Origin of the sequence: Bradyrhizobium jicamae, assembly GCF_018130695.1 — a bacterium.
GTDB classification, from domain to species: domain Bacteria; phylum Pseudomonadota; class Alphaproteobacteria; order Rhizobiales; family Xanthobacteraceae; genus Bradyrhizobium; species Bradyrhizobium jicamae_B.
In genome coordinates, this window is sequence record NZ_JAFCJX010000003.1 from 266,961 (window position 1) to 293,755 (window position 26,795).

A 26,795-nucleotide genomic window follows, 5' to 3' on the forward strand; every position below is an offset into this window, starting at 1 on the left:
GATCACACCGCCTCGATCAACATCGCGCCGCCGAGCCCGCCGCCGATACATTCGGTGGCAATGCCGCGCCTGGTGCCGAGCCGCTTCATCGCGTTGACGAGATGCAGCACGATCCGGTTTCCGCTCGTGCCCACGGGATGGCCGAGGCTGATCGCGCCGCCATCGACATTGAGCTTGGCGTGATCGATCTGGCCGGCGGCACCATCGAGGCCGAGGATCTCGCGGCAGAACTTGTCGTCGTTCCAGGCCGCGAGGCAACCGAGCACCTGCGTGGCGAAGGCCTCGTTCAATTCCCAGGTCTCGATGTCCTGCAAGGTCAACTCATTGCGCTTGAGCAGCGCAGATGCCGAGAGCACCGGGCCGAGGCCCATGATCGAGGGATCAAGCGCCGACCATTGGCTGTCGAGGATCGCGGCCTTCGGCGTCAGCCCATGTTTTGCGACAGCCTTCTCAGAGGCGAGGATCACCCAGGAGGCGCCGTCGGTGATCTGCGAGGAATTGCCTGGTGTGACCTGGCCCCAGGGCCGCTCGAACACCGGCTTCAATTTTGCCAGTGATTCCGGCGTCGAGTCCGGGCGCACGCCGTCGTCATGATCAAAAAACTTGCCATCGCGCGAGAACGCGGTCTCGACCTCGCCCTTCAGCCAGCCCTGCGACTGCGCGTTGGCGAGGCGCTTGTGGCTCTCAGCGGCATAGGCGTCCGATTGGGCGCGCGTAATGCCGAAGAGATGGCCGACCTTCTCGGCGGTCTGCCCCATGTTGAGCTCGGTAACGGGATCGGTCAGCCCGCGCTCCAGCCCGATGATCGGCTTGAAGTAGCTCGGCTTCACCTTCAGCGCAGCCATGATCCTGGCGCCGAGTCCCTTGGCGCCGGCGAGGCCCGCGAACCAGCGCACGCCGGCATTCGGCCAGACCAGCGGCGCGTGGCTCAGCGCCTCGGCACCGCCGGCGAGGATCATATCGGCTGCGCCCTCGCGGATGTAGCGGTAGCCGGTGTCGATCGACTGCATGCCGGAGCCGCAATTGATCTGCACGGTGAAGGCAACCATCTTCTCGCCCATGCCGAGCCGCAGTGCTGCGACGCGCGCCGGGTTCATCTCGTCGGCGATGACGTTGACGCAGCCGAGGATGACCTGGTCGAAGGCATCAGGCGCAAACGGCTGCCGCGCCAGCAGCGGCCGGCCGCATTGCACGGCGAGATCGACCGGGGTGAACGGCCCGGGACCCGAGCGCGCCTTCAGGAACGGCGTCCGGCTGCCGTCGACGATAAAGACTGGTCGCGCCATCAGCTCGCCGCCCTCTGCTCACCCAATTCCTGGAAGAACTGATGCACGTCGGCGGATTTCTTGTAAATCGGCGACAGCACTTCCGGCGCAAAATCGTCGACCTCGATGACTTTTGCGACCGCCTCCTTGGCCGCAGCGAGCTTCTCACCCTCGCTCTCGGTGATGACGCCTTTTGCCACCCCTTCCTTCCAGTCGTGGAGACGCGCGGCATGCAGCCGCTTGGCGGCATCCTCAGCCTCATGGACCAGACGGAAGGCCTTCTCCAGCCGCGCGATGCCGCCATCATCGTCGACAAAGGCGAGATCGGGCGTCAGGCGATCGCGTGCCGCCGAGGGCGACAGCACGAGCTGCGCGCATTGATGCACGATGCGATCGGACGGCCCGACCACGCGCGCGCCGAACGGCTGGATCAAGAATTTCAGGATGATCGCGACGAAACGATTTGGCAGGTTTGCGAGGATCTCCGCAAACCGGCTCTCGATGATCTTGAAGCCCGAGGCCATGCACCATTCGAGCGCGGCAAAATCCTCCTTCTGCCGGCCCTCGTCCTGCCAGCGTTTCAGCGCAGCGGACAACAGATAGAGTTCGGAGAGGATATCGCCGAAGCGCGCCGACAGCATCTCCTTGCGCTTCAGCGCGCCGCCGAGCGTCAGCAGCGCCATGTCGGCGCAGAGCGCAAAGGCCGAGGAGTAGCGCGAGAGCTGGCGATAGAACGGCGTGGCGTCGCCCGCATCCGGCGCCGGCGCGAACAGACCGCCGGTCCAGCTGCGGCCCCAGGCGCGGAACATGGTCGCGAAGCTGTGGCCGATATGCTTCCAGAACGCGGTGTCGAACGCGGTCAATCCCTTGTCGCGATCGGCCTCCCCGAGCGCATTCATCTCGGCCAGGAGATAGGGATGCGCGCGGATCGCCCCCTGCCCGAACACGATGAGATTGCGGGTCAGTATATTGGCGCCTTCCACGGTGATGCCGACCGGCACCGCGCGATAGAGACTGCCCATGTAATTCTGCGGGCCGTCGATCACGGCCTTGCCGCCATGGATATCCATGGCATCGTCGATCGCGATCCGCATCCGCTCGGTGGCGTGCAGCTTCATGATCCCGGAGATGACGGCGGGGTGATGCCCTTCGTTCAGCGCGGCGCAGGTCAGCCGCCGCGCAGCGTCAAGCAGATAGGCGGTGCCGGTGATACGGGCGAGCGGCTCCTCGATGCCCTCGAATTTCGAGATCGAGATGCCGAACTGCTCGCGGATGCGCGAATAGGCGCCGGTGGTGCGTGCGGCGTAAGCGGCGCCTGCCGCCGACAGCGACGGCAGCGAGATGCCGCGGCCGGCGGCGAGCGCGGTCATCAGCATCTTCCAGCCCTGGCCGAGCCGTTCCTTGCCGCCGATGATGTAATCGAGCGGAATGAAGACATCGCGGCCCCAGTTCGGACCGTTCTGGAACACCTGCATCGACGGCAGATGGCGGTGGCCGATCGAGACGCCCGGCAGATGGGTCGGGATCAGCGCCACCGTGATGCCGAGCTCTTCCTCCTGGCCCACGAGATGATCGGGGTCATAGGCCTTGAAGGCGAGGCCGAGCAGCGTCGCGACGGGGCCGAGCGTGATGTAGCGCTTGTGCCAGTTGAGCCTGAGGCCGAGCACCTCGCTGCCGCCGAAATTGCCCTTGCAGATGATGCCGGTGTCGACCATCGAGGCGGCGTCCGAGCCGGCCTCCGGGCTGGTCAGGCCGAAGCAGGGAATGTCGCGGCCGTCGGCCAGACGCGGCAGCCATTTGTCCTGCTGCTCCTTCGTGCCGAAGCGCATCAGCAGTTCGCCGGGCCCAAGCGAGTTCGGCACCATCACGGTGACGGCCGCCGTCAGCGAGCGCGACGACAATTTGCGCACCACTTCGGAGTGCGCGTACGGCGAGAAGCCGAGGCCGCCGAATTCCCGGGGGATGATCATGCCGAAGAATTTGTGGCGCTTGATGAAGTCCCAGACCTCCGGCGGCAAGTCGCGCCATTCCCAATTGATCTTCCACTCGTCGAGCATGGCGCAGAGCTCGTCGACCGGGCCGTGCAGGAAGGCCGTTTCCTCGTCGGTCAGTTTTGCCGGCGCGAAGGCCAAGAGCTTGGTCCAATCAGGATTGCCGGTGAAGAGATCGGCATCCCACCAGACATCGCCGGCCTCCAGCGCCTCGCGCTCGGTGTCCGACATCGCCGGCAACACGCCGCGCGCCCAGGAGAAGATCGGTTTGGTGATGAAGTCGCGGCGGAAGCTCATGGTGGTGTCCTCATGAATCGGCGGCGCGGATGGGGGCTATTGTAATGGAAAGTGCCGGTCACGGGTGAACACTTCGCCGCCAAAATGCAGCGAAATTGACGCGGGGCGGGCGCCGTTTGTTAACGGCAAGGCGGAGGTTCTGTTCCGGAGGTGGGCTCTTCACCTCTCCCCGCCCTTCTGCGGGGAGAGGTCGACGCCGAAGCGAAGCGGAGGTGGCGGGTGAGGGGCATGGCAGGCGGCCAGCCGCGAGTTCGGTATTTGCCGACTGGTCAGTCGAGGCGTCGGAGAGACTCTCCGAATGGCACGGTCGTGCACAGCCCCTCACCCGGATCGCATCTTTCGATGCGATCCGACCTCTCCCCGCGAAAGGGCGGGGAGAGGTGAAGCAGAGGGCGGGAAGAGGTGAAGAGGAGATCAGTCCGGGCGGATCATCTCGAACATGTTTTCCGGCTTGATCTCGAAATAGTCGCCCATCCGGCCGGCACGGACGATGGGGCGGGCGAGACCAGTCTGGTAGACGCCGTCCTTGATCAGGGCCTTGTCGATATGCACGGCGACGACCTCGCCGAAGGTCACCCAGGCGTTGGCCTTCCTGCCGTCGGCGCCCTGCATCTGGACGATCTGTGTCACCTTGCACTCGAACGACACCGGGCTCTCGGCGACGCGCGGCACGTTGACGACCCTGCCTGCGACCGGCGTCACGCCGGCGAGCTTGAACTCGTCGACGTCGCGGGCGACGTGCGCGGCGGACTTGTTCATCTGCTGCGCCAGATCCATCGTCGTCAGATTCCAGACGAACTCGCCGGTCTCCTGGATGTTGGCGACCGAGTCCTTCCAGTTGGTGGAGGAGAAGCCGATGATCGGCGGCACGTAGCAGAAGGCGTTGAAGAAGCTGTAGGGCGCGAGGTTGATGTTACCGTTGGTGTCGCGCGAGGAGATCCAGCCGATCGGGCGCGGCGCGATGATGGCGTTGAAGGGATCATGCTTTAGGCCGTGGCCGTTCTTCGGCTCGTAGAAATGCAGGTCTTTCGCGGTCACGCCGAAACTCTCTCGTTCTGCGGTAGCCCGGATGGAGCGCAGCGAAATCCGGGACCCGTGTCACAAGCGGTAAAAAACCCGGATTGCGCTACGCTCCATCCGGGCTACGGGTCGTCGCAATGACGAGAGGGAGAGTCAACCGACGAAAACGTCAGCCTGCCCCGATCAATTCGCCTTGCCGCGCGGCGACAGGCCGATGATCACGAAATCGATCATCTGGTCGATGGTCGGGCCCGGCTTGGTGGCGCACTGGGCGATCATCTGGGGGTGGAAGAAGCGCATCATCGCGGTGCAGGCGCACAGCGAGGCCAGCAGCAGGTCCGGCGCCTCGAACTCGCCCGAGGCCACGCCCTGCGCGATCACCTCGCCGATGATACCGGCGATGCACTCCATATGTGCGACGCAGACGCCCCAGTCCTCCTGCATCGCGATCTCGACCATCTCGTGCAGCTTGGAGTCACCGACATAGCGCTCGGTGTTCATGCGGTTGATGGTGATCATCAGCTCGCGCAGCCGAACAGCCGCCGGCCCCGGCGCCTGCGCGATCCGCCGCCCCTCGATCTCGACCTCGCCCATCAGGCCGCGCGCCACGCCCTCGTGGATCGCCTTCTTCGAGTCGAAGAAGCGGTACACGTTGGCGGGGCTCATGCGCAGCTCTTTGGCGATGTCGGCGACCGTGGTCTTCTGGTAGCCGAGCTGCCGGAACAGACGCTCCGCCACCACGAGAATGCGCTCTCGCGTGTCGGTTTCGGTGTGTTCGGAAACGAGCGTCATGTTCGGTGCTCAATCTTCAATTATTCGGCCGCCTCAGCAAGTGGAAATGCGGGTTGTCCCTTATGCTCATGCTGCGGCGCAGTATCGGCTTGCTCGCTGGGACCGCTTTCCTCGAGGGTCTTGCGGAACCAGAGGGCGTACAGGCCCGGCAGATACAGCAAGGTCAGAAAGGTCGCAACAAACAAACCACCCATGATTGTGATCGCCATCGGGCCCCAGAAGGCCGAGCGCGACAGCGGGATCATGGCGAGGATGGCGGCGAGCGCCGTCAGCACCACCGGGCGGGCCCGGCGGACGGTGGCCTCGACGATCGCCTCCCGGCGGGTCAGGCCAGAGGCGACATCGCTCTCGATCTGATCGACCAGGATCACCGTGTTGCGCATGATCATGCCGGCGAGCGCGATCAGGCCGAGCAGCGCCACGAAGCCGAACGGCTGGTTGGCGACGTTGAGGCCAAGCGAGGCCCCGACGATGCCGAGCGGCGCCGTGAGGAACACCAGCGTCAGGCGCGAGAAGCTCTGCAGCTGGATCATCAGGAGCGTCAGCATCACCATGACCATCACCGGGAAGAGGACGAAGATCGAGGCATTGCCCTTGGCGGATTCCTCGAAGGCGCCGCCCGGCTCGATCCGGTAGGCCGGTTCGAGATGGTCCTGGATGTCCTTCAGCTTCGGCGCGATCTGGCCGGTCACGTCGGGCGCCTGCACGCCGTCGACGACATCCGAGCGCACGGTGATCGCCATGTCGCGGTTGCGCCGCCACAGGATCGGCTCCTCATGGGCATATTCAAGCTTTGCGACCTGCTGCAGCGGCACCGCCACACCGTTCTTCGAGGTGATGGTGAGGTCGCCGACGCGGCCGAGATCGAGCCGCTCCGCCGGAATCGCGCGGGCGACGACGCCGACCTTCTCGATGCCGTCGCGGATCGTCGTCACCGGCGCACCGGAGATCAGCATCGAGAGCGCCTGCGAGACGTCCTGCGGGGTCAGGCCGAGCGCGCGGGCGCGGTCCTGATCGACGACCAGCTTGAGATACGGCGACTGTTCGTTCCAGTCGAGCTGAACGTCCTTGACGTTCTTGTTCTCACGCATGACGTCGCGGACCTGGTAGGCGATGTCGCGCACCTTGTTCGGGTCGGGTCCGATCACGCGGAACTGGACCGGGAAGCCCACCGGCGGACCGAAATTGAAACGGTCGACGCGGACGCGCGCCTCGTTCAACGCGCCGTCAGCCACCGCCTGCTCGAGCCGCGCCTTGATGCGTTCACGGGCCTCGACGTTCTTCGACACGATCACGATTTCCGCGAACGCCTCGTTCGGCAGCTGCGGGTTGAGGCCGAGCCAGAACCGCGGCGAGCCCTGGCCGACATAGGCCGTATAGGTCGCGATGTCCTTGTCGTCGTCCTTGAGCAGCGCCTCAGCCTTCTTCACCGTCTTCTCGGTGACGTTGAACGCCGTGCCCTCCGGCAGGCGCAGCTGCAGGAACAGCTCGGGCCGCTCCGACAGCGGGAAGAACTGCTGCTGGACATGGCCGAAGCCGACGATGGACGCAATGAACACGCCGACGGTCGCGACCACCACGGTGATGCGGTGGTTGACGCACCACTGCACGACCGCGCGCAGGCCGCGATACATCCGCGTCTCGTAGACCGCATGCGGATCGTGGCTCTGATGGACCTTGATGTTGGGCAGCAGCTTGACGCCGATATAGGGCGTGAAGATCACGGCCACGAACCAGGACGCGACCAGCGCGATCGCCACGATCCAGAAGATGCTGCCGGCATATTCGCCGACCGCCGAATTGGCAAAGCCGATGGGGAGGAAGCCAGCGGCCGTGACCAGCGTTCCCGTGAGCATCGGAAACGCAGTTGATTCCCAGGCAAAGGACGCCGCACGCATGCGGTCCCAGCCCTGCTCCATCTTCACCACCATCATCTCCACCGCGATGATGGCGTCGTCGACCAGGAGGCCGAGCGCGATGATCAGCGCACCCAGCGAGATGCGGTGCAGGTCGAGCGACATCGCGTTCATGACGATGAAGACGATGCCGAGCACCAGCGGCACCGACAGCGCCACCACGATGCCGGTGCGCCAGCCGAGCGCGACAAAGGAGACGAACAGCACGATCGCCAGCGCCTCGACGAAGGAGTGCACGAACTCGCCGACGGCGTGCTCGACCACCTTGGGCTGGTCGGCGATCTGCTCGACGTCGATGCCCTGCGGCACGGCCTTCATGAAATCGGCGGTCGCCTTTTCGACGTCCTTGCCGAGCTCGAGGATGTTGGCGCCCTTGGCGGTGACGACGCCGATGCCGAGCGCCGGCTTGCCTTCCTGGCGCACGACGAAGCTCGGCGGATCGACATAGCCGTGGGTGACGGTGGCGATGTCGCCGAGGCGGAACACGCGGCCGTTGCTCTCGACGGGGGTCTCGGCCACCGCCTTGACGCCATCGAGCGCACCGGTGACGCGCAGCGGCACGCGCTGCGACGAGGTCTCGACCGTGCCGGCCGGCGTGACGTTGTTCTGCTTGGCCAGCGAATCGAACAGCGCCTGCGGCGTGATGCCGAGGGTGGCGAGCTTCGCATGCGAGAATTCGACGTAGATGCGCTCGTCCTGGGTGCCGTAGAGATCGACCTTGGTCACGCCGGGCACCTTGAGCAGGCGCTGGCGGAAGCCTTCGGCGGTCTTCTTCAGCTGCGCGTAATCGGCACCGTCGCCGGTCATCATGTAGAGGATGGAATCGACATCGGAGAATTCGTCGTTGACGACGGGACCGAGGATGCCGGAGGGCAGCTGTCCCTGCACGTCGACCAGCTTCTTGCGCAGCAGATAGAACAGGTACGGCACGTCCTTCGGCGGCGCGTTGTCGCGGAAGGTCACCTGCATCGCGGTGAAGCCGGGCTTCGAGTAGGTCTGCACCTTGTCGAAATAGGGAAGCTCCTGCAGCTTCTTCTCGATGGGGTCGGCGACCTGGGTCTGCATTTCCTGCGACGTCGCACCCGGCCACATCACCGAGACGTTCACGGTCTTCACCGTGAAGAACGGATCCTCCGCGCGGCCGAGCTTCTGATAGGAGAAGAAGCCGGCGGCGCCGAGCAGGATCATCATGAACAAGACGAGGGTCGGATGGCTCACCGCCCAGCCCGAGAGATTGAAGCGCTTCATGTCAGTCTCCAATGTCCAAAACCGCTTTTCGCGTGCAACGCGACCTAGAACGACAGCGACGAGACGACCCGCACCTTCTGGCTGGGATCGATCTTCTGCACGCCGAGCGCGACGACCTTCGTGCCTTCGTCGACACCACCAGCGATCACGACGGAACTGCTCTCATAGGCCTTGACCTTGACCGGCTTCAGCGAAACCTCGCCCTTGTCGTCGACGATGTAGAGCGAGGGATCGCCGCCCTGGCTGTACAGCGCCGACAGCGGCAGCTTGGCGACCCGCTCGGTCTCGCGATCGGCGAGCGTGAGCGTTGCGGTCATGCCGAGCGAGACGCTGTCATCGGCATCCGGCAGCGAGAATTTCGCGAGATAGGTGCGGGTTGCGGGATCGGCCTGCGGCGCGACCTCGCGCAGCTTCGCGGCATAGGTCTTCTTCGCCTCCGACCACAGCGACACCATGGCAACGCCCGACTTGGCACGATTGAGAAGCGTCTCGGGGATTGCGACGACGGCTTCCTTCTCGCCAAGCCGGGCGACACGGATCGAGGCCTGGCCCGCGGCAACCACCTGGCCCGGTTCGATCATGGTCGCTGTGACGACACCACGGGTGTCGGCCACCAGCGTTGCGTAAGAGAGAGAGTTCCTGGTCAGTTCGACCGAGCGCTCGGCGCGATTGAGCCGGGCGCGGGCCTCATCGGCGGCGGCGCGTGCCGAGTCCATCTGCGCGTCGGTGGTCCAGCCCTTGCCGCGCAGATCCTTGGCGCGCTGCTCGGCGGCGCCGGCCTGCGCCAGCACGCCGGTCGCGGCCCGGAACTCGGCCTCGGCCTGCTCGGCCTGCAGCTTCAGATCGACTTCATCCAGCGTTGCCAAGGGCTGGTCGACATCGACGACCTGGCCGACCTCGACCAGGCGCTTGGCGACCTTGCCGGCGACCCGAAAGCCCATGTCAGCCTCGACCCGGGGCTTGATCGTGCCGACGAAGCTCCGCTCGGGGGTTTCGGCCTCATAATGGACGGTGGCGACCAGAACCGGGCGGCCCGGCTCGACCTTTTCGGCCACCTTTTCGTTGCATCCCGCCAGCCCGATTGCCACAGAAGCCAGCATCGCTCCGGTCAAGAGCCTGTAATAGCTGGACAAAACGGAACGGACGAACATCGGATATCTCCATCGAGCTGACGACTGATGAAGAGTATCGATTTATCACTGATAAATGTCAATAATCGTCAGTAGACACACGTTCGTGAGGTGGAGCGTGATGAGATTGTAGAAAAGTGGCGGATTGAGCGAACTGTTCGGTTGGCCCTGCTCGGGGTTACTATTCAGTCAAGGAGGGAACCGTGACCTCATCCGCTGACCCAAAGCCATCACGAAAGAAGCTGCGCGAACATCGCAGGCGGCTCTACGCTCAGGGACTTCATCCCGTAGAGATTTGGGTTCCCGTTATCAGCTCGGCAACGTTCAGGATGGAAGCCCACCGACAGTCATTGGCCGTCGCGTCAAGCGCACATGACGGCGACGATCAGGCGTTCGTCGATGCCATCTCCGATTGGCCCGACCGCGCATAATGATCTGTAGTTTGTAGGGTGGGCAAAGGCGCGAAGCGCCGTGCCCACCATTCCCGGCGTGCTTGTGATGGTGGGCACGCTACGCTTTGCCCACCCTACGCAGCCGTCACGCTACTTCGAGCCGGCGAACTCGTTCTTCGTCTCGTGCCCACCCAGAAACACCAGCAGTCCTGCCGCGAGCGGCAGCAGCGACAGCACCAGCAATCCGGTCGACGTGTTGCCGGTGGATTCCTTCACCCAGCCGATCAGATACGGCCCGCCGAAGCCTGCGAGATTGCCGATCGAGTTGATCAGCGCGATCGCGCCGGCCGCCGCCGTGCCGGAGAGCCACGCGGTCGGTAGCGTCCAGAACACCGCGAAGGTGCAGAACACGCCGATCGCAGCGACCGTCAGCACGACCATCGTGACGGTCGGATCGGCGATGTAGCTGGAGACGCCGAGCGCAACGGCGGTGAGCAGCAAGGGAGCGCCGACATGGGCGACGCGCTCGCGGGTGGCATCCGAATGGCGCGCCCACAGGATCATCGCGATGGTACCGAACAGATACGGGATCGCGGTGACGAAGCCGGTCTGCGCGTTGGTCAGGCCGAACGCCTTGACGATCGTCGGCAGCCAGAACTGCATGCCATAGAGCGCGCCGACGAAGCCGAAATAGATCAGGCTGAGCGTGATCACCTTGGGCGAGGCCAGCGCCTCACCGAGGGTGAAGTGCTTGACCGCCTGCTTGGCCGCGATCTCCGCATCGAGCTTCGCCTTCAGCCAGGCCTTCTGCTCGGCCGAGAGCCAGTCGGCCTTCTCCGGCCGGTCGGTCAGATAGAACCAGGTGACGATGCCGAGCAGCACCGAGGGCACGCCCTCGATGATGAACAGCCAGTGCCAGCCCTTCAGCCCCATGATGCCGTCGAGCCCGAGCAGCAGGCCCGAGATCGGGGCGCCGATCACCGTGGAGACGGGAACCGCGAGCGCGAACGCCGCGAGGAAGCGGGCGCGATATTCGGCCGGATACCAATAGGTGAGATACAGGATGATGCCGGGAAAGAAGCCGGCTTCGGCGACACCGAGCAGGAAACGCAGCACGTAAAAGCTGACTTCGCCGCTGACGGTCGCCATCAGTGCCGAGATGATGCCCCAGGTCACCATGATGCGGGCGATCCAGCGGCTGGCGCCGAACTTCTCCAGCGCCAGATTGCTCGGCACCTCGAAGATGAAATAGCCGATGAAGAAGATGCCGGCGCCCCAGGCGAACACCAGCGGCGTGAATTTCAGGTCGGCGTTCATCTGCAAGGCAGCGAAGCCGAGATTGACGCGGTCGAGATAGGAGAAGAAGTAGGCCAGCACCAGGAACGGGATCAGCCGCGCGGAGATCGTGCGGATGGTCGAGGTTTCGATGTCGCTGCGCGCGCCGCTCGGCGCGATGGTGGCGGTCTGGCTCATGAATTTTCCCCCGGCTCGCTATTGATCTTGAGGCCGGGTGTTGAGCATCGCGCGTGCGCTGTCAAATGGAATTGCAGGTCAACCGCATTCGCGGGGAGCGCAGCAGCAATGACGAAATTCGCGGCTTGCAGGGTGGATGAGTTGATGAACCAACCCACCCTGCGCATCGCGCTAGGCTGTCCCCTCATACGCCCGCCGCAAGCCTTCGACGTCGAGCTTGACCATCCCATACATCGCCTTCACGGCGCGCCTGGCGCCCTCCTGGTCCGGACCGCCGAGATATTGGTGGAGCGCTCTCGGCACGATCTGCCAGGGCACGTTGAAGCGGTCGCGCAGCCAGCCGCATCGCTCGGCCTTGCCGCCATTGGCGAGCAGCGCGTCCCAGAGCCTGTCGACTTCGGCCTGATCGACGCAGTTGATCATGAACGACACGGCATGGGAGTACTCCATCCGCATGCCGCCGTTGATCGCGATGTAGCTCTGGCCGGCGAGCGTGAACTCGACAAACAACACGGTTCCGGACGTGCCGGCCGGCCCGTCGATGATGTTGTTCTGAACGGAATCGATCCGGGAATCCGGCAGCAGCGAGACATAGAGGTTCGCGGCTTCCTCGGCTTCGCCATTGAACCACAGGCAGGGGGACACTTTGGACATGGGTCGCTCCTTCTCTGCGCGATCAGGCAGAGGCGCCGGCGCATTGCGCCTTGGCCGCGGCCTCGAGATCCATCCAGTTCACGCCCCACATATGACCGTCGAGATCCTCGAAGCTGCGGCCATACATGAAGTCATACTCGTCGACCGGCGAAGGATCGGGACGGCCGCCGGCGCTGGTCGCGCGGGCTACGACGTCGTCCACCTCGGCGCGGCTGTCGGCAGTGAGGCACAACAGCACCTGGTTCGAGGTCTTCGCATCGGAGATCGGCTTTGGCGAGAACGTCCGGAACTTGTCGTGCGTCATCAGCATGATTTGGATGGTCTCCGAGATCACCATGCAGGACGCGGTGTCGTCGGAGAATTGCGGATTCCTGCTCGCGCCGACCGCCTCGTAGAAGGCGGTGGCACGGGCAAGATTGCCGACCGGTAGGCTGATGAAGATCATCTTGGCGTTGGCCATCACGGGGTCCTTTCGCGGGTTGCGCTCCGAGGACGAACCGCATGACGGGCTTCCGACATGGCCAAGGAGATTTTCTTGCGGCGCAGGATCAGGCGGTGGCGGCGGCGGAATGGGCCTTCGTGGCGGCCTCGACGTCCATCCACATCACTTCCCAGATGTGGCCGTCCGGGTCCTCGAAACTGCGGCCATACATGAAGCCGAAGTCCTGGGTCGGGGTCGGATCGGCCGAACCGCCGGCCGAGACCGCCTTCATGACCATGTCGTCGACCTCGGCGCGGCCGTCTGACGACAGGCAGATCAGCACCTCGCTCGACGTCTTCGCATCGACGATCTTCTTCGACGTGAACTGGCGGTATTTGTCGTGGGTCAGCAGCATCGCAAAGATGGTTTCGGAGATCACCATGCAGGACGCGGTGTCGTCGGAGAATTGCGGATTTTTGGTCGCGCCGACGGCTTCATAGAACGCGGTCGATTTGGCGAGATTGCTGACCGGCAGGTTGACGAAGATCATCTTGGCCATGGGAACTCCTTGTGCGCAGGCTCGAGCCGAGGACGAACCTGATGGCAGGCTGCCGACATCCTGCCTAAGGAATTTTTTGCGACGTCCTGCCGCAGGCCGTCGCGGTCGCGTCACCAGTGATTCCCCTCATGGTGAGGAGCGCGAAGCGCGTCTCGAACCATGCGGCCCGACTGTGGCCTCGTCCTTCGAGCGCTTGCTTCGCAAGCTCCTCAGGATGAGGGGATGGGTCTGCGCGATGTGAGACTACGTCGCAATCGGCGTCGGCATGGTCAAAAACGCCCGCGTCACGTGCCAGAACAGCTGGCGGTTGATCGCGAGCGCGACCGAATGCGCGGTGCCGGGCAGGATGATGAACTGGCGGTCGCCGTTCGGCAGAAGGTTATAGAACGCCTCGAGGTCGGCGACGGTAGCGATGCCGTCATATTCGCCGCGCACCAGCAGCACCGGCGCCAGCACCTTCTCGGGATGCACGACGGGGAGGTTCGCGGTCATGTCGAGATAGGTGCCGGTCGGAATCTGGTCGCCGAACTGCATCTCGACATCGGCAAGCACCTCGATCGCGGCGGGATCTGATGTCCCCGGCTTGTCGCGGGTGGCGATCGAGCGGATCATGTCGCGGTCGCGCTTGCGCATATTGTGGGTGCGATAATAGTCGACTTGCTCAGCCCGTTTTGTAAGTGTCGGCGATCCCTCGCCCTTGTAGGTGAAGGCGGCGAACACCAGGCGGTCAATCCGATCGGGCGCCACCATCGCGTAGGCGCCGGCGCGTAGCGCGCCGGAGGACTCGCCGACGAAGTGATACTTCTTTAATCCGGTCTCGCGCGCGATCACCTCGACCGCGGCCTTCAGATCCTCGGCGCCGCTGGCGATATCGGCATTGCCCTTGGTGCGGCCGGACTTGCCGTAATTCTCGTGATCCATGGTCCAGCAATCGAAGCCGTAGCGGGCGAACTCGTTCATCACGGAGTATTCGCCCTTGCCGGGCACGTTGAGATCAAACACGCGCGAGGTCACCGACGAGCCGTGCACGAAGAACACCACGGGACGCGCCGGCTCGCCGGGCTTCGGCGCGCCGACCCGCTTGCGATACATCCACAAGGGGATGTCGCCCTTCTTGGTCCAGTATTCGCTGCTCCAGATTTCGCCTTCCGCAGGCTGTGCCGTCGCCGCTTGCGCCGAACCGCCGAGCGCGCCGGAGGCCGCGGCGATGCCGAGGCCCTTGATCACGGTGCGGCGCGGAAAAGACTGGTCGGAATGCGTCATGGCGCATCTCCCTGAAAGCATCGGATTCTCTGTCCGATCGCGCGCGACCATAGCAGCGCGTCGACGCCCGCGCGAGCGCACGCATTTCACAATGGCAAATACGGTGCACGATTTTGTGAACACAACGCCTGGCTGAGGGCGCGGACGTGCGGCGGGTCTCAGCCTAGTCTTGCGCTTCGCGACGACACCGACCGTCCATTGTCATTCGCGCCACGGGTCACCGGAGAAGCGCGAAAATTCAGGGAGTGATCATGTTGAAAAAGGCATCCGCCGCTTTGGCGGCAGCATTGCTCTGCTCCGCGCTTCCAGCGACCGGCCAACAACTGCCCGACGGACCCGGCAAGGAGCTGGCCCAGGCGAATTGCAACATCTGTCACGCGCTGCTGAGCCGGGTCGGATCAGGCTATACCGCGGACGGCTGGAAAACCGTACTGCGAATGATGCTCAATCAAGGCGCCCAGGTGCCGCCTGACCAGATCGAGCCACTCAGGGAATATTTGACGCGGAGTTTTCCGGAGAAAGGCAAGCCCGCCGGCATCGTCATTCCCGGACCGATCGAGGTCTCGTTCCAGGAGTGGCATGTGCCGACGCCAGGCTCACGACCGCATGATCCGCTGGCCGCGACGGACGGCTCGCTCTGGTACACCGGCCAACTGGCCAACGTGCTTGGCCGGCTCGATCCTGCGACCGGCAAGTTCACGGAATTCCAGCTCAAGACGCCGCACTCCGGACCGCACGGGCTGCAGGAGGATCGTGACGGCAACATCTGGTACACCGGCAACTCCGGCTCCCTGATCGGAAAGCTCGACCCGAAGAGCGGCACCGTGACCGAATATCCGACCCCGGAGCCGGGCGACCCGCATACGCTGATCTTCGACAGAAACGGCATCCTCTGGTTCACGATGCAGAACCTCAACCGGATCGGACGTCTCGACCCGAAGACCGGCGAGATCAAGCTGCTCACCCCGCCGACGGTGAATTCGCGTCCCTACGGCATGGCGCTGAATTCGAAAGGCGCCATCTTCTTCGTCGAATTCGGCACCAACCAGGTTGGCAGCATCGATCCGAGCACATTGGAATTTCGCGAGTTCAAGCTGCCGAATGCGGCGTCACGGCCGCGGCGCATCGCCATCACGAGCGACGACATCGTCTGGTATTCGGACTACTCGCGCGGCTATCTCGGTCGCCTCGATCCCGTAACCGGCAAGGTCACGGAATGGCCGTCCCCGAGCGGACCTAAATCGGAGCCATATGGCATCTCCGCGATCAACGACATCATCTGGTACAGCGAGTCCGGATCAACCCCGAATACCGTCGTGCGCTTCGACCCCCGAAGCGAAAAATTCCAGAGCTGGGCGATCCCCGGGGGCGGAAACATCGTCCGCAATACGTCAGTCACGCGCGACGGCAATTTCGTGCTGGCCAACAGCCTGATGAATGACATCTCGCTGGTCAGGATCAAGCGCGACTGATTCCCCAACCGCGCTACCTTCCCGTGAACCGCGGCGTTCGCTTCTCGGCGAATGCCTTGACGCCTTCCTTCAGGTCTTCGCTGTCCTTGACCTCGTCCAGCAGCCGCCGCACATCGGCAACCGTTTCCAGCGGTCCCTTCGGCATCGCCTCGCGCGCCAGCTTCTTCAGCGCGCGGACCACCAGCGGCGCGTTGCCGGCGATCTTCGCCGCCATCTGCTGCGCCAGCGCAACGTGTTGGCCCCGCGGCGCAACCTTGTTGACGAAGCCGATCTGAAAGGCGCGCTCCGCCGACATCTCCTCGCCGACCAGCAGGAACTCCATCGCGATCTTGTGCGGCATCCGCGCCATCACCGAGGAGACGCCGCCGGCCGTGGTGCCGATCTTGCCCTCGGGATAGATGAAGCGCGTGGTCTCCGAGGCCACGCAGAGATCGGCCATCTGCACCAGCACGAAGGCCCCGCCCACGACCCAGCCTGATGTCGCGGCAATGACCGGCTTGTCGAGTTCGACGCCGAGACCGGGCACCGCGTGCCACATGTTGGCCGGGAGATCGCCGACATCGGCGCCGACCGAGAAATACTTCTCCTCGGATGACGCCAGCACCGCGACGCGATCGTCGCTGTCGCGAAAGCGCAGCCAGGCGTCGCGCAACTCCGTGCACAGCGCATTGTTCAGCGCATTGTGCTTCTCACTGCGAACCATCGTGATGGTCGCGACGTGATTGTTGCTCTCGTAGCGGACGAGTGACATGAGTGCTCCCCCCTGGACATTTCCCTCGTCATTGCGAGGAGCGTAGCGACCAAGCAATCCATTCCTCTGCTTGCGGCGCTATGGATTGCTTCGCTCGCAATGACGGCGTTACTTCTTCTCGTCGGGATGCCGGTGCACGGGATCGATCCACAGCACCGTCTCCGGCTTCTCGACCGGCTCGATGTCGAGATTGATCGCGACCGCCTCGCCGTCGGAGCGGACCAGCACGCATTCCAGGACCTCGTCTCGGCTGGCATTGATCTCCTGGTGCGGCACATAGGGCGGCACGAAGATGAAGTCGCCGGGGCCGGCTTCGGCCGTGAACTGCAGCTTCTCGCCCCAGCGCATCCGCGCCTTGCCCTTCACGACATAGATGATGCTTTCGAGATGGCCGTGGTGATGCGCGCCGGTCTTGGCGTCCGGCTTGATGCTGACGGTACCGGCCCACAGCTTCTGCGCGCCGACGCGGGCGAAATTGATCGCGGCCTTGCGGTCCATCCCGGCGGTCGAGGGCACGTTCGGATCGAGCTGATTGCCGGGAATGACGCGCACGCCGTCGTGCTTCCAGCGCTCGTCATCGTGATCATGATGGTGATGATCGTGGGAATGGGTGTGATCGTGGGAACCGCTCATTTTTGTTCTTTCGGACATCAGGTTTCGTGCAGGGAACGCTAGCGAAAAGCGCGCAGGGAGGCGAGCGGAAAATCGGAACGTATGGCCGATCTCGCGCGTTGCCCCTGCAAGAATTCAACGCTTTTCAAAGGACAAAAGTCATGGGTAGCACGACCGACAAGATCAAGGGCACCACCAACGAGAAGATCGGCCAGGCCAAGCAGAAGATCGGCGAGGCCACGGGTTCTGAAGAAATGCAGGGCGAAGGCGCGATCCAGGAAGCCAAGGGCAAGGGCCAGAAGGCGATGGGCGATGCCAAGGAGATGGCCAAGGAGGCCATGAACCGCGCGGCGGCTGCGGCGAACAAGAAGCTCTGATCACGAGCACCCTGATCACAGGCACTCTGATCACAGGCACTCTGATCACAGGCACAATGTGATGAAGGGACCGGTCCATTCGGGCCGGTCCCTTTCGTGTCAGGCTCGCGGGCGCGCCTTGGTCAGCACGTCCAGATGTGCCAGCACATCCGGATTGACGACGTTGGTCGGCGTTCCCGCCGCATAGGCGACAATCTGATCAAAAATGTCCGTGAACTGAATCTCGTATTCGTCGCGCGAGACGTAGCCGAGATGCGGCGTGCAGACGACGTTGGGCATGTTGAGCAAGGGATCGGCGGTATCCCGCAGCGGCTCCTTCTCGTAGACGTCCACCGCGGCCATGCCGGGCCGTCCTGCGCGCAGCGCATTGACCAGCGCATTCGGTTCGATCAGCGGCGCGCGGCTGGTGTTGACCAGGAGCGCCGTCGGTTTCATGCGCGCGAGATCCGCAGGCTTCACGATGCCGCGGGTGGCATCGACCAGGCGCATATGCAGTGACAACACGTCGCAGCGTTCGAAGAAGTCCGCCTTGCTCGCCGCGGTCTCGTAGCCGTCGGCGTGCGCTTTCGCCATCGCCGGCTCGCGCGCCCAGACCAGCACGTTCATGCCGAACGCCTTGCCGTAACCGGCAACGACGGCGCCGATGCGGCCGTAGCCGTAGATGCCGAGCGTCTTGGTCCGCAGCGTATGGCCGACCCCGATCTGCCAGTTGCCGGCTTTCAGCGAGGCCATCTGCTGCGGGATCGCGCGCATCGCGGCCAGGATCAGTCCCCAGGTGAATTCAGCCGTGGCGTAGGACGGCGTGTCCGCATGCTGGCTGGAGGACACGATGATGCCGAGCCGCGTGCAGCTGTCGATATCGATATGCGGATAGACGCTGCGCTGGCTGATCAGCCGCAGCTTCGGCAACCGCTCGAGCAGCGGCGTTCGAACTTGTGTCCGCTCGCGGATCAGCACCAGCGCTTCGGTGTCCGCCAGGCGCGCGGCGAGCGCGTCGACGTCCTGGACGTGGTCGTTCCAGATCGTGACGTCGTGCCCCCTGAGCTTCGCAAAGCAGTCCAGGGTGCGCAGCGTGTCGAAATAATCGTCGAGGATCGAGATCTTCACGGCTGCGCTCCCTGCCTTGTCGTTATTTCACCGCCAGCAGCTCGACATCGAACATCAGCGTCGCATTCGGCGGAATCACGCCGCCGGCGCCGCGCGCGCCGTAGCCAAGCGCGGGCGGAATGATCAGCGTGCGCTTGCCGCCGACCTGCATGGTGGCGACGCCCTCGTCCCAGCCCTTGATGACGCGGCCCATGCCGATCGGAAACTCGAAGGGCTCGTTGCGGTCGACGGAGGAGTCGAATTTCTTGCCCTTCTGGCCGTTCTCGTAGAGCCAGCCGGTGTAATGCATCACGCAGGTCTGGCCGGTCTTCGGCGAAGCGCCGGTGCCAACCTTGCTGTCGATGATCTGAAGGCCTGAGGACGTGGTCATGGGCTTTCCTGCAGTTTGGGCCGCTGCCATCTCTGAGACAACGGGCGTGGAGATCGCGGCCGCCAGACCAGCGAACGCAGTTTTGATGATCATGCGTCGGGAAGATCGCATTGAGATACCTCTTGTGAAGGACGGCCGTGTCTAGCCCAGCGGCGCGCAAATCCCTAGCCAATTTTCAGGGAGCCGCCATGCCGCCGTCGCGGTCCAGCGCGAAATCATCCAGCAGCAGCGAGCTCCCGCCGGCGATGAGATCGCCGATCAGTTGCGCCGCGAGATAGCTGAAGGTGATGCCGTTGCCGCCATAGCCATAGGCGGCGTACACACCTTTCGCGCCGGGCACGGGACCGATCAGCGGCAGACCGTCTTCTGTGGTGTCGAACGCGCCTGCCCAGCGATGTGCGATCTTGATGTCGGCGCGCGGCCACAGTGCTGCGAGACGTTTTGCGAGCAAGCGCGACTTCTGCGGAATCAGCCGATCGCGCGCCTCCGGTTCGATCGTCTCCTCGCTGTCTTCGCCGCCGATGATGATACGGCCGGACGGCGTCGTGCGCGCGTAGAGATAGTCCCTGGTGGCCTCCCAGATCAGCGCACCATCCTTCCAGATGTTTTGCGGCTGAGGCGTGGTTGCAATGGCCCAACTGGACGACACGTTCTGGATGCCTGAATGGACGATGTCCGGCATCACATAGCCGGTCGCCAGGACCACGGATGTCGCTTCGATGACATGTCCCTCCTCGAGTTCGACAGTCACGGACTGTCCCGCTCGATCGAATGCCACGGCTTCCGCGTCGAACAGGCGTGCGCCGCGCGAGACCGCGAGTCGCAACAGGCCGCGCGCCAGCTGCAGCGGATCGGCGTCGGCCGCGCCGGGTGAGACGATCGCGCCTGCGCGCGCGATCTCGTAAGCTTCCAGCAAGTGCGCGTGATCGAGAAAATCTCCCGGCAATCCGGCGCGGCGGCGAAGCCTGTGCTCTTCGATCAGCTCCAACGCGCTATCGCCGGCGGCCAGATAGAGCGAGGTCTTCGCCCTGACCTCGCCCGGCAATCCGAGATCGTGCACCAGCGCGCTCAGGCCCGTCACCGCATCGAGGCTTGCGCGATAGGCTCGCACGGCGCGCTCGAAGCCATAGGCTTCGGTGAGTGCGACCAGCGAGCGATCGATCTCCCACAACAGCATCGAGGTGCTGGCCGCCGTGCTGCCACGGCCGGGATGCTCGCGGTCGACGATGACGACGTCGAGCCCTTGCCGCGTCAGCCGCTCCGCCACCAGCGAGCCGGTGATCCCGGCGCCGACGATCAGCGCGTCGCAGCGGAGATTTTCAGTGACCGCCGGCCGCGGGGGATGCTTCGCGACGGCAAACCACGGCGACGAGCCGCCGCGAAGATCGGAGTGGTCGGTATTGCCGGAATCGAAAGTTGGGATGAGCAGCCTCGCACGCAGAAAATGCCTTGGGCACTAACCGGTGCGAAGCCGCACGGTTCCTCTCAATAGCCCAGCGCGCAGCCGTCCTTGCGCGGGTCGGAGCCGCCGGTCAGCGTGCCCTTGTCCCAGTCGATCCAGATGCCCTGGGCGCCGCCGAGCGGCGCGACCACGCTGGTGGTCTTGTGGCCGATCTTCCTCAGACCCTCGACGATCTCGGCGGGCACGCTGTCCTCGAGCTGATAGACGCCCTCGTAATGCAGGCCGCGCGGCATGTCGATCGCCTCCTGCACGTCGCAGCCATAGTCGAGGATGTTGGTCAGCACATGGGTCTGGCCGACCGGCTGGTACTGCCCGCCCATCACGGCGAACGGCATCTGCGCGCGGCCGCCCTTGGTCAGGAGCCCCGGCATGATCGTGTGCAGCGGGCGCTTGCTGCCGGCGATGCAGTTGGGGTGGCCGGGCTGGATGCGGAAGCCGCCGGCACGGTTCTGCAGCAGCACGCCGGTCCTGTTGGAGACGATCGCCGAGCCGAAGGAATGCGCGACCGAATTGATGAACGAGCAGACGTTGCGATCCTTGTCCACCACCGTGATGTAGATGGTCGAGGGATTCATCGGCGGCGCGACGTTCGGCAAATCGAGCAGGCCGTCCATCCGGATCTTGCTGATGTAGTCGTCGGCAAAACCCTTGGCGAGCATCTCGGCGACATCGATCTTCATGCTGGCGGGGTCGGCCACATGCATCTCGCGATTCATGTAGGCGATGCGCGCGGCTTCCGCTTCGAGATGGAAACGCTCGACACTGAGCGGCGCGAATTTGGTGAGGTCGAAGCGTGACAGGATGTTGAGCATCAATAGCGCGGTGATGCCGGGACCGTTCGGCGGGCACTGCCAGAGGTCATAGCCCTTGTACATGGTGCCGATCGGTGTCGTCACTTCCGTGGTGTGCGCGGCGAAGTCATCAAGCGTATGCAGGCCGCCGATCGACCGCAGCGTCTCGACGATGTCTTCGGCGACCGGGCCCTTGTAGAAGGCGTCGCGGCCATCCCTGGCGATCGCGCGCAGCGTCTTGCCGAGCTCGGGCTGACGGATGACGTCGCCGGCCTTGGCCGGCTGCCCGTGCGGCAGCAGATAGCGCTCGGTATTGGTGCCAGCCTTCAGCTTCTCGAACTGGTTCTTCCAGTCGAAGGCGATGCGCGGGGCGACGACGTAGCCCTCTTCGGCCGCTTTGATCGCAGGCTGGGCCAGCCGGTCGAACCCGAACTTGCCGTGATCGCGCAGCACGGTCGCGAAGGCGTCGATCACACCGGGAATGGAGACGGCGTGGGCCGAGGTCAGCGGCACCGAATTGATCTTGCGCTCGAGATACCAGTCGGCGTTCGCCGCCTTCGGCGCCCGGCCGGAGCCGTTATAGGCTGATATCTTGCCCTCGCCGCGCGGCTGGATCAGCGCGAAGCAGTCGCCGCCGATGCCGGTCGATTGCGGCTCGATCACGCCGAGCAGCAGGCTGCCCGCGACAGCCGCATCCGCCGCCGTGCCGCCCTCGCGCAGTACCTCGATCGCCGCCAGCGATGCCTGCGGATGCGAGGTCGCCACCATCGCGTTCTGGGCATGGACCGTGGACCGGCCGGCAAAATGGAAATTCCTCATCTTCAGGGCTCGCTTGATCTTGTTTCTTTGGGGGGCGCTCATCCGGGCGGATGCAAGCTACATGACACATTCATGGCTGACGGGGCAATGGCTGGCATACCAAGTGATGGCAGGGGAATTATCTCGATAATGCATGGCTTTGCGGGGTTTCGCGGCGTGCCCCGCCCTGATACACCGGCGCCATGCCCCTCAAGGTCGCCGCCCTCTATCAATTCGCCGCGCTGCCGGATTATTGCGCATTGCGCGAGCCGCTGCGCGCGCTCTGCGCAAGCCTCCATCTCAAGGGCAGCCTCCTGCTGGCGCATGAGGGCATCAACGGCACCGTCGCGGGCCAACCTGAAGATATCGATGCCTTCGTTGCCGAATTGCAGCACGGGCCGCTGTTCGGCGGTCGGCTCGACAATCTCGAGCTGAAATTCTCGGAGGCCGCCGAGATGCCGTTCGGGCGGCTCAAGGTGCGGCTGAAGAAGGAGATCGTGACGCTCGGCGCCGCGGTCGATCCAACCGCGCGCGTCGGCACCTATGTCGGCGCCGCCGACTGGAACGCGCTGATATCGTCGCCCGACACGCTGGTGCTCGACACTCGGAATGCTTTCGAGGTGGCGATGGGCACGTTCGAGGGCGCGGTCGACCCTGACATCAAGAGCTTTGGTCAGTTCAAGGAATTTGCTGCCGAGCATCTCGATCCGGCCAAGCATCAGAAGATCGCGATGTTCTGCACCGGCGGCATCCGCTGCGAGAAGGCCAGCGCGTATCTGCTCGCCCACGGCTTTGCCGAGGTCTATCATCTCAAGGGCGGCATTCTGAAATATCTGGAAGAGACGCCGGAAGCCGACAGCCGCTGGCGCGGCGACTGCTTCGTGTTCGACGAGCGCGTCGCGCTCGGCCACGGCCTGCGCGAACGAGCTAAGGACGTCGCATGAGCGAGATCGCAAGGCTCAGTGAGCGGATCGATGCGCTGGAGATGCGCCTGACCTACCAGGACGAGACCGTCGAGACGCTGAACCAGACCATCACCGCGCAGTGGAAGCAGATCGATGCGCTGACGCGGCAGGTCGCGGAGCTGCGCGATCGGCTGCAGGAGGCCGAGACCAACGCGCCCGGCCCCACCAACGAAAGGCCGCCGCACTACTAGCGCATGATCCGGAAAAGTGTGAAGCGGTTTTCCCTCGCGACAAACGCGGAACGCGTTTGCGCGGAGATCATGCGCAAACAAAGGGCCTAAGGCGCGATGGCGATTCAACCCAATCTCATCGCGCTTTAGGTGGCCGCCGGTATCTTCCCGGCGTCCGTGAAGAACACCTGCGCGAGCTGATGCACCAGCGCGGTCGCCCGATCATCATCGAGGCCGGACCGCACACACAACAATCGCCGGAGCATCGGCAATTGCGGCAGATAGTACTCGCGCGCCGGAATCAGGAAGGATGGCACCATCCGCTCCGGAATGATCGTCAGGCCGATACCTGCGCGGGCTGCCTCGAGCCGCAGTTGATGGTTGGGGCTCCTGAACACGATCTTGTAGGACATATTGTGCTTGGTCAGGGTGCGGATCATCCAGTCGTCGCCAGGCCATGCCAGGATCGGCAGCGGCGCCCCCGGACGCAGGACGAAATCGCGGGACCGCACCCAAACCGACGGCTCCTCGGCCTCGTTCACAATGGTGATGTCCTGCTCGTTGTCGGTCAGCGGATTGCTGTAAATGAACGCGACATCAATGTAGCCGTCGACCAGTCCGCGAACGATCGCGGGCGAAAGATCGGCATGGACGAAGACGTCGGCAAGCGCCACGGCCGATTGCAACCTGATGAATTCGTCGGCGAGCAGGGTGCTGATGCCCAGCCGCACCGCCAGTGGCCCCTCATTATTGCCGCCGAGCCTGAGGAGCTGGTCGTTGGCTTCCAGGATCCGCCTCGCCTGCTGCACGGCGACCTTGCCGAGCTCGGTGGTCGTCGTGCCGCCCGCCGTTTTCACGAACAGCGCGCCGCCGACCAGGCTTTGCAGCCGCTTCACCTGCGAGCTGATGGCAGGCTGGCTCAGTCCGAGACGCTCGCCAGCCTTGGACAGGCTTCCGGTTTCGGCTATGGCGACGACAGTGCGAATGATTTCAATCGGAACATTCAGGAATTGATTTCGTCTCTGCATCGAAGCTCCAGTCGCGGGCGTGACACTGCGACGCGCGAGTCGCCCGCGTGCAACCAATACTAACGAATGGTTGCATGTTTACCGAGCTTCAAATTTTGGGAAGTACGAGCCATACATACCTTAGCGTGCATAGTGGGCTGCCGCTCGGTAATCGAGAACCGCTATAGCGCTGATCGGGCAGCATTTTACCGGCTTATATCGCCGCGTCTTATTGCCCCATCAAGAACTATCGGTCCGCTAACGCTGAGGACCCTATTTGCTCGGATACCATATTCCGAATCCCGGAAGCTTTCCTACAGATCGCGTTCAGAAAGGCCTGCAACTCTGGCCGAAAACATTTGACGTTGCAGGTTCTGACAATGAAAAAATTCATTCCTTGCCGAAGCGGCGCAAGCGCCGTCGAGTTCGCACTGATGCTGCCGCTGTTTCTCGCCATCATCTTCGGTATCGTCGTATTCGGCTCCTATCTGGCGATGGTCCATGGCGTGCAGCAGCTCGCCGCCGAAGCCGCGCGGTCCTCGGTCGCCGGCATCAGCGATACGGAACGCAACAGCCTGGCGACGAACTATGTGGCGACGAACGCAGCGACCTATCCGCTGATCGTTCCCTCCAACCTGTCCGTCAACGCCGCGCCGTCGTCCGGCAATCCGAATGTTTACGTCGTCACCGTCAATTACAACGCGTCCGGGATGTTCATCTACAGCCTGCCCTTCGTGCCGGCGCCACCGACCACCATCGTCCGCTCCGCCGCAATTCAATACGGAGGATTCTGACGTGACGACGATGCTGGCCCTGTTGCGACGCTTCGATGCCGATGAACGCGGCAATTTCGCCATCATCGGCGCCGGCCTGATGACCCTCGTCGTCGGCTGCGCGGCGCTCGCCGTCGATCTCGGTACGATCTTCACCGACCGCCGGAAAGCCCAAAGCGCGGCCGATCTTGCCGCGATCATCGCAGCCAGCAACCTGTCCAATGCGGTCAATGCCGCAACCGCGACGGTGGTGCAGAACAAATACCCGGCCAGCTCGCTTGCGAAAGTCGAACTCGGAAACTATTCGGCCAACTCCACAATCGCGCCGCAGGCACGGTTCGTCACGCCCGCAGTCGGCACAGCCAATGCCGCACGGGTGACGCTGAATACGCAAACGCCGCTGTATTTTGCGCGCTATTTCACCGGGAAAAATCAATACCCCATCACGACGACCGCAACGGCGTCCTCCACCGCACTGGCCTCGTTCGCGATCGGCTCGCGGCTCGCGGCGATCAACGGCGGATTGATCAACACGATGCTCGGCAGCATGCTGGGCACCACACTGTCGTTGTCGGCGATGGACTATCAGGCCCTGATCAACGCCCGGGTCGATGCACTGGATTTCCTGTCGAACCTCGCGACGCGCGTCAACATGACGGGCGTCACCTATGACACCCTGTTGAACAGCAACATCAAGGTCTCGGATATCATTGCCGCCGCGCTGACCACGCAGCAGGCGACCAACGGTGCCAATGCCGCGACGACGGCGCTCTCGACGATCGCGCAGGCCACCACCGGCGTCACGACCAAGATCAAGCCGAGCTCGCTGATCGACGTTGGTCCTTTCGCCAACCTCGCGGCCGGACAGAAGCCAAAACTCAGCGCCGGGGTATCCGTCTTCGACCTGCTCTCCGCCACGGCACAGCTCGCCAACGGCTCGCACCAGATCGCGACGTCGGTCAACCTCGGCCTGCCCGGCATCGCCAACGTGTCGGTGCTGGCGACTGTCGGCGAGCGGCCGGTCGGCTCGGGATGGGTCGAGCTCGGCGCGCAGGGCGCGAGCGTGCACACCGCTCAAACACGAATCCTGCTCTCGATCCAGCTGGCCGGCAGCGGCCCCGTTCCCGGCGTCAACCTGCCGCTCTATGTAGAGGTCGCCTCCGGCACCGCCACCCTCAATGCCGTATCCTGCGGACTGCCCAACGTCGGCACGTCGCGCGTGACGCTCGCCGCCACGCCCGGAATCGTCGATGCCTGGATCGGCGGCGTCACCGCCGCCGACATGACGAATTTCTCGGTGAAGCCGAACCCGCCCGCGGCGACACTGGTCAATGTCGGCGGCATCACGGTCTCGGGCAAAGCCCATGCCGGGATGGGCAATACGACGCCGACCAATGTCGACTTCACCTATGTCGACATCCAGTCCGCGGTGAAGAAGACGGTGACGACGAGCAACTTCACCTCGTCGCTGACCGCGAGCCTGCTCGGCGATCTCTCGCTGTCCGTCAATGCCGGCCCGCTCGCCATTCCCGTCCCCGGCATTGGTGGCACGGTGTCGGGCATTCTGAACGGCGCGACCAGCTCGATCGACCAGACGCTGGCGTCCGTGCTGGCGACGCTCGGCATCGGAATCGGACAGGTCGATCTGTGGGTGATGGGAATTCGCTGCGACGGCGCGGTGCTGGTCAATTAGGCCGTGACGCCGGCGTCGCGTCGCTG

Annotated in this window: 25 protein-coding genes; 7 read left to right on the forward strand and 18 right to left on the reverse strand. The window is 64.0% G+C overall.

What is annotated here, in order from left to right; translation table 11 throughout:
* Positions 1-2: 2 nt before the first annotated feature.
* The 6 genes from JQ604_RS06475 to JQ604_RS06500 form a co-directional block, all read right to left on the reverse strand.
* On the reverse strand, positions 3-1,286 hold the full coding sequence (locus JQ604_RS06475) for an acetyl-CoA C-acetyltransferase (RefSeq protein ID WP_212354479.1): 1,284 nt from the start codon (positions 1,284-1,286) through the stop codon (positions 3-5).
* Complete coding sequence (locus JQ604_RS06480) at positions 1,286-3,553, reverse strand: acyl-CoA dehydrogenase (protein ID WP_212354481.1); 2,268 nt, start codon at positions 3,551-3,553, stop codon at positions 1,286-1,288. Before JQ604_RS06480 ends, JQ604_RS06475 begins: the two co-directional genes overlap by 1 nt.
* A 414-nt stretch (positions 3,554-3,967) precedes the next feature.
* Positions 3,968-4,591: a flavin reductase family protein gene (locus tag JQ604_RS06485; protein ID WP_212354483.1), complete on the reverse strand. Its 624-nt coding sequence runs from the start codon at positions 4,589-4,591 to the stop codon at positions 3,968-3,970.
* A gap of 165 nt (positions 4,592-4,756) precedes the next feature.
* A complete protein-coding gene (locus JQ604_RS06490) occupies positions 4,757-5,365 on the reverse strand; it encodes a TetR/AcrR family transcriptional regulator (protein ID WP_212354485.1) in 609 nt (202 codons plus the stop codon).
* Positions 5,366-5,385: 20 nt separating this feature from the next.
* Positions 5,386-8,529 carry an efflux RND transporter permease subunit gene (locus JQ604_RS06495; protein WP_212354487.1) on the reverse strand — a complete coding sequence of 1,048 codons (3,144 nt, stop codon included), beginning with the start codon at positions 8,527-8,529 and terminating at the stop codon, positions 5,386-5,388.
* A 44-nt stretch (positions 8,530-8,573) separates the two neighbouring features.
* On the reverse strand, positions 8,574-9,680 hold the full coding sequence (locus JQ604_RS06500) for an efflux RND transporter periplasmic adaptor subunit (protein ID WP_212354489.1): 1,107 nt from the start codon (positions 9,678-9,680) through the stop codon (positions 8,574-8,576).
* A gap of 182 nt (positions 9,681-9,862) precedes the next feature.
* Here JQ604_RS06500 and JQ604_RS06505 point away from each other — a divergent pair, with 182 nt between their 5' ends.
* Positions 9,863-10,090 (forward strand): antitoxin MazE family protein, encoded by a 228-nt coding sequence (locus JQ604_RS06505; protein WP_212354491.1) that lies wholly within the window; start codon positions 9,863-9,865, stop codon positions 10,088-10,090.
* Positions 10,091-10,201: 111 nt separating this feature from the next.
* Here JQ604_RS06505 and JQ604_RS06510 read toward each other — a convergent pair whose 3' ends face one another.
* The 5 genes from JQ604_RS06510 to JQ604_RS06530 all read right to left on the reverse strand — a co-directional run bounded on the left by JQ604_RS06510 (position 10,202) and on the right by JQ604_RS06530 (position 14,421).
* The gene (locus JQ604_RS06510; RefSeq protein ID WP_212354493.1) at positions 10,202-11,524 is read right to left on the reverse strand and encodes an MFS transporter; all 1,323 of its coding nucleotides are present in this window, start codon (positions 11,522-11,524) and stop codon (positions 10,202-10,204) included.
* Positions 11,525-11,695: 171 nt separating this feature from the next.
* A complete protein-coding gene (locus tag JQ604_RS06515) occupies positions 11,696-12,178 on the reverse strand; it encodes a VOC family protein (protein WP_212354495.1) in 483 nt (160 codons plus the stop codon).
* 22 nt (positions 12,179-12,200) lie between these two features.
* Complete coding sequence (locus JQ604_RS06520) at positions 12,201-12,638, reverse strand: VOC family protein (RefSeq protein ID WP_212354497.1); 438 nt, start codon at positions 12,636-12,638, stop codon at positions 12,201-12,203.
* A gap of 88 nt (positions 12,639-12,726) precedes the next feature.
* Positions 12,727-13,158, reverse strand: coding sequence for a VOC family protein (locus tag JQ604_RS06525; RefSeq protein WP_212354499.1), 432 nt, complete (start codon positions 13,156-13,158; stop codon positions 12,727-12,729).
* 243 nt (positions 13,159-13,401) lie between these two features.
* Positions 13,402-14,421, reverse strand: coding sequence for an alpha/beta hydrolase (locus JQ604_RS06530; protein WP_212354501.1), 1,020 nt, complete (start codon positions 14,419-14,421; stop codon positions 13,402-13,404).
* A 251-nt stretch (positions 14,422-14,672) separates the two neighbouring features.
* Here JQ604_RS06530 and JQ604_RS06535 point away from each other — a divergent pair, with 251 nt between their 5' ends.
* The gene (locus JQ604_RS06535) at positions 14,673-15,893 is read left to right on the forward strand and encodes a virginiamycin B lyase family protein (protein WP_212354503.1); all 1,221 of its coding nucleotides are present in this window, start codon (positions 14,673-14,675) and stop codon (positions 15,891-15,893) included.
* 13 nt (positions 15,894-15,906) lie between these two features.
* Here JQ604_RS06535 and JQ604_RS06540 read toward each other — a convergent pair whose 3' ends face one another.
* A complete protein-coding gene (locus JQ604_RS06540) occupies positions 15,907-16,644 on the reverse strand; it encodes an enoyl-CoA hydratase/isomerase family protein (protein ID WP_212354505.1) in 738 nt (245 codons plus the stop codon).
* Positions 16,645-16,752: 108 nt separating this feature from the next.
* Positions 16,753-17,277 carry a cupin domain-containing protein gene (locus JQ604_RS06545; protein ID WP_212354507.1) on the reverse strand — a complete coding sequence of 175 codons (525 nt, stop codon included), beginning with the start codon at positions 17,275-17,277 and terminating at the stop codon, positions 16,753-16,755.
* A 140-nt stretch (positions 17,278-17,417) separates the two neighbouring features.
* Here JQ604_RS06545 and JQ604_RS06550 point away from each other — a divergent pair, with 140 nt between their 5' ends.
* Complete coding sequence (locus JQ604_RS06550) at positions 17,418-17,633, forward strand: CsbD family protein (RefSeq protein WP_212354509.1); 216 nt, start codon at positions 17,418-17,420, stop codon at positions 17,631-17,633.
* A gap of 99 nt (positions 17,634-17,732) precedes the next feature.
* On the opposite strand, the gene JQ604_RS06555 is transcribed toward JQ604_RS06550, so the two are convergent.
* From JQ604_RS06555 to ggt, 4 genes are all read right to left on the reverse strand, one after another.
* A complete protein-coding gene (locus JQ604_RS06555) occupies positions 17,733-18,740 on the reverse strand; it encodes a D-2-hydroxyacid dehydrogenase family protein (protein WP_212354510.1) in 1,008 nt (335 codons plus the stop codon).
* A gap of 22 nt (positions 18,741-18,762) precedes the next feature.
* Entirely contained in the window at positions 18,763-19,203 is a 441-nt protein-coding gene (locus JQ604_RS06560; protein ID WP_433996230.1) for an FKBP-type peptidyl-prolyl cis-trans isomerase, read from the reverse strand.
* An 82-nt stretch (positions 19,204-19,285) separates the two neighbouring features.
* Positions 19,286-20,533: an FAD-dependent oxidoreductase gene (locus JQ604_RS06565; RefSeq protein ID WP_212354679.1), complete on the reverse strand. Its 1,248-nt coding sequence runs from the start codon at positions 20,531-20,533 to the stop codon at positions 19,286-19,288.
* 62 nt (positions 20,534-20,595) lie between these two features.
* Positions 20,596-22,182, reverse strand: coding sequence for a gamma-glutamyltransferase (ggt, locus tag JQ604_RS06570; protein WP_212354515.1), 1,587 nt, complete (start codon positions 22,180-22,182; stop codon positions 20,596-20,598).
* Between the two features lie 182 nt (positions 22,183-22,364).
* On the opposite strand from ggt, the gene JQ604_RS06575 reads away from it, so the two are divergent.
* Together JQ604_RS06575 and JQ604_RS06580 are read left to right on the forward strand one after the other, a co-directional pair.
* The gene (locus tag JQ604_RS06575) at positions 22,365-23,105 is read left to right on the forward strand and encodes a rhodanese-related sulfurtransferase (protein WP_212354517.1); all 741 of its coding nucleotides are present in this window, start codon (positions 22,365-22,367) and stop codon (positions 23,103-23,105) included.
* On the forward strand, positions 23,102-23,317 hold the full coding sequence (locus tag JQ604_RS06580; RefSeq protein ID WP_212354519.1) for a SlyX family protein: 216 nt from the start codon (positions 23,102-23,104) through the stop codon (positions 23,315-23,317). The genes JQ604_RS06575 and JQ604_RS06580 overlap by 4 nt, the downstream gene beginning before the upstream one ends.
* Before the next feature lie 125 nt (positions 23,318-23,442).
* Here the strand turns inward: JQ604_RS06580 and JQ604_RS06585 are convergent, their stop codons facing one another.
* On the reverse strand, positions 23,443-24,381 hold the full coding sequence (locus JQ604_RS06585) for a LysR family transcriptional regulator (RefSeq protein ID WP_249158055.1): 939 nt from the start codon (positions 24,379-24,381) through the stop codon (positions 23,443-23,445).
* Between the two features lie 302 nt (positions 24,382-24,683).
* On the opposite strand from JQ604_RS06585, the gene JQ604_RS06590 reads away from it, so the two are divergent.
* Positions 24,684-25,097, forward strand: coding sequence for a TadE/TadG family type IV pilus assembly protein (locus JQ604_RS06590; protein ID WP_212354521.1), 414 nt, complete (start codon positions 24,684-24,686; stop codon positions 25,095-25,097).
* A 10-nt stretch (positions 25,098-25,107) separates the two neighbouring features.
* A complete protein-coding gene (locus JQ604_RS06595; protein WP_212354683.1) occupies positions 25,108-26,769 on the forward strand; it encodes a pilus assembly protein TadG-related protein in 1,662 nt (553 codons plus the stop codon).
* Positions 26,770-26,795: the final 26 nt, after the last annotated feature.

Bases quoted from the DNA above. Each gene is read 5' to 3' on its own strand.
- JQ604_RS06475 (WP_212354479.1), bottom strand. From the start codon at position 1,286: ATGGCGCGACCAGTCTTTATCGTCGACGGCAGCCGGACGCCGTTCCTG.
- JQ604_RS06480 (WP_212354481.1), bottom strand. From the start codon at position 3,553: ATGAGCTTCCGCCGCGACTTCATCACCAAACCGATCTTCTCCTGGGCG.
- JQ604_RS06490 (WP_212354485.1), bottom strand. From the start codon at position 5,365: ATGACGCTCGTTTCCGAACACACCGAAACCGACACGCGAGAGCGCATT.
- JQ604_RS06495 (WP_212354487.1), bottom strand. From the start codon at position 8,529: ATGAAGCGCTTCAATCTCTCGGGCTGGGCGGTGAGCCATCCGACCCTC.
- JQ604_RS06500 (WP_212354489.1), bottom strand. From the start codon at position 9,680: ATGTTCGTCCGTTCCGTTTTGTCCAGCTATTACAGGCTCTTGACCGGA.
- JQ604_RS06510 (WP_212354493.1), bottom strand. From the start codon at position 11,524: ATGAGCCAGACCGCCACCATCGCGCCGAGCGGCGCGCGCAGCGACATC.
- JQ604_RS06515 (WP_212354495.1), bottom strand. From the start codon at position 12,178: ATGTCCAAAGTGTCCCCCTGCCTGTGGTTCAATGGCGAAGCCGAGGAA.
- JQ604_RS06520 (WP_212354497.1), bottom strand. From the start codon at position 12,638: ATGGCCAACGCCAAGATGATCTTCATCAGCCTACCGGTCGGCAATCTT.
- JQ604_RS06525 (WP_212354499.1), bottom strand. From the start codon at position 13,158: ATGGCCAAGATGATCTTCGTCAACCTGCCGGTCAGCAATCTCGCCAAA.
- JQ604_RS06530 (WP_212354501.1), bottom strand. From the start codon at position 14,421: ATGACGCATTCCGACCAGTCTTTTCCGCGCCGCACCGTGATCAAGGGC.
- JQ604_RS06535 (WP_212354503.1), top strand. From the start codon at position 14,673: ATGTTGAAAAAGGCATCCGCCGCTTTGGCGGCAGCATTGCTCTGCTCC.
- JQ604_RS06540 (WP_212354505.1), bottom strand. From the start codon at position 16,644: ATGTCACTCGTCCGCTACGAGAGCAACAATCACGTCGCGACCATCACG.
- JQ604_RS06545 (WP_212354507.1), bottom strand. From the start codon at position 17,277: ATGAGCGGTTCCCACGATCACACCCATTCCCACGATCATCACCATCAT.
- JQ604_RS06550 (WP_212354509.1), top strand. From the start codon at position 17,418: ATGGGTAGCACGACCGACAAGATCAAGGGCACCACCAACGAGAAGATC.
- JQ604_RS06560 (WP_433996230.1), bottom strand. From the start codon at position 19,203: ATGATCATCAAAACTGCGTTCGCTGGTCTGGCGGCCGCGATCTCCACG.
- ggt (WP_212354515.1), bottom strand. From the start codon at position 22,182: ATGAGGAATTTCCATTTTGCCGGCCGGTCCACGGTCCATGCCCAGAAC.
- JQ604_RS06575 (WP_212354517.1), top strand. From the start codon at position 22,365: ATGCCCCTCAAGGTCGCCGCCCTCTATCAATTCGCCGCGCTGCCGGAT.
- JQ604_RS06580 (WP_212354519.1), top strand. From the start codon at position 23,102: ATGAGCGAGATCGCAAGGCTCAGTGAGCGGATCGATGCGCTGGAGATG.
- JQ604_RS06590 (WP_212354521.1), top strand. From the start codon at position 24,684: ATGAAAAAATTCATTCCTTGCCGAAGCGGCGCAAGCGCCGTCGAGTTC.
- JQ604_RS06595 (WP_212354683.1), top strand. From the start codon at position 25,108: ATGCTGGCCCTGTTGCGACGCTTCGATGCCGATGAACGCGGCAATTTC.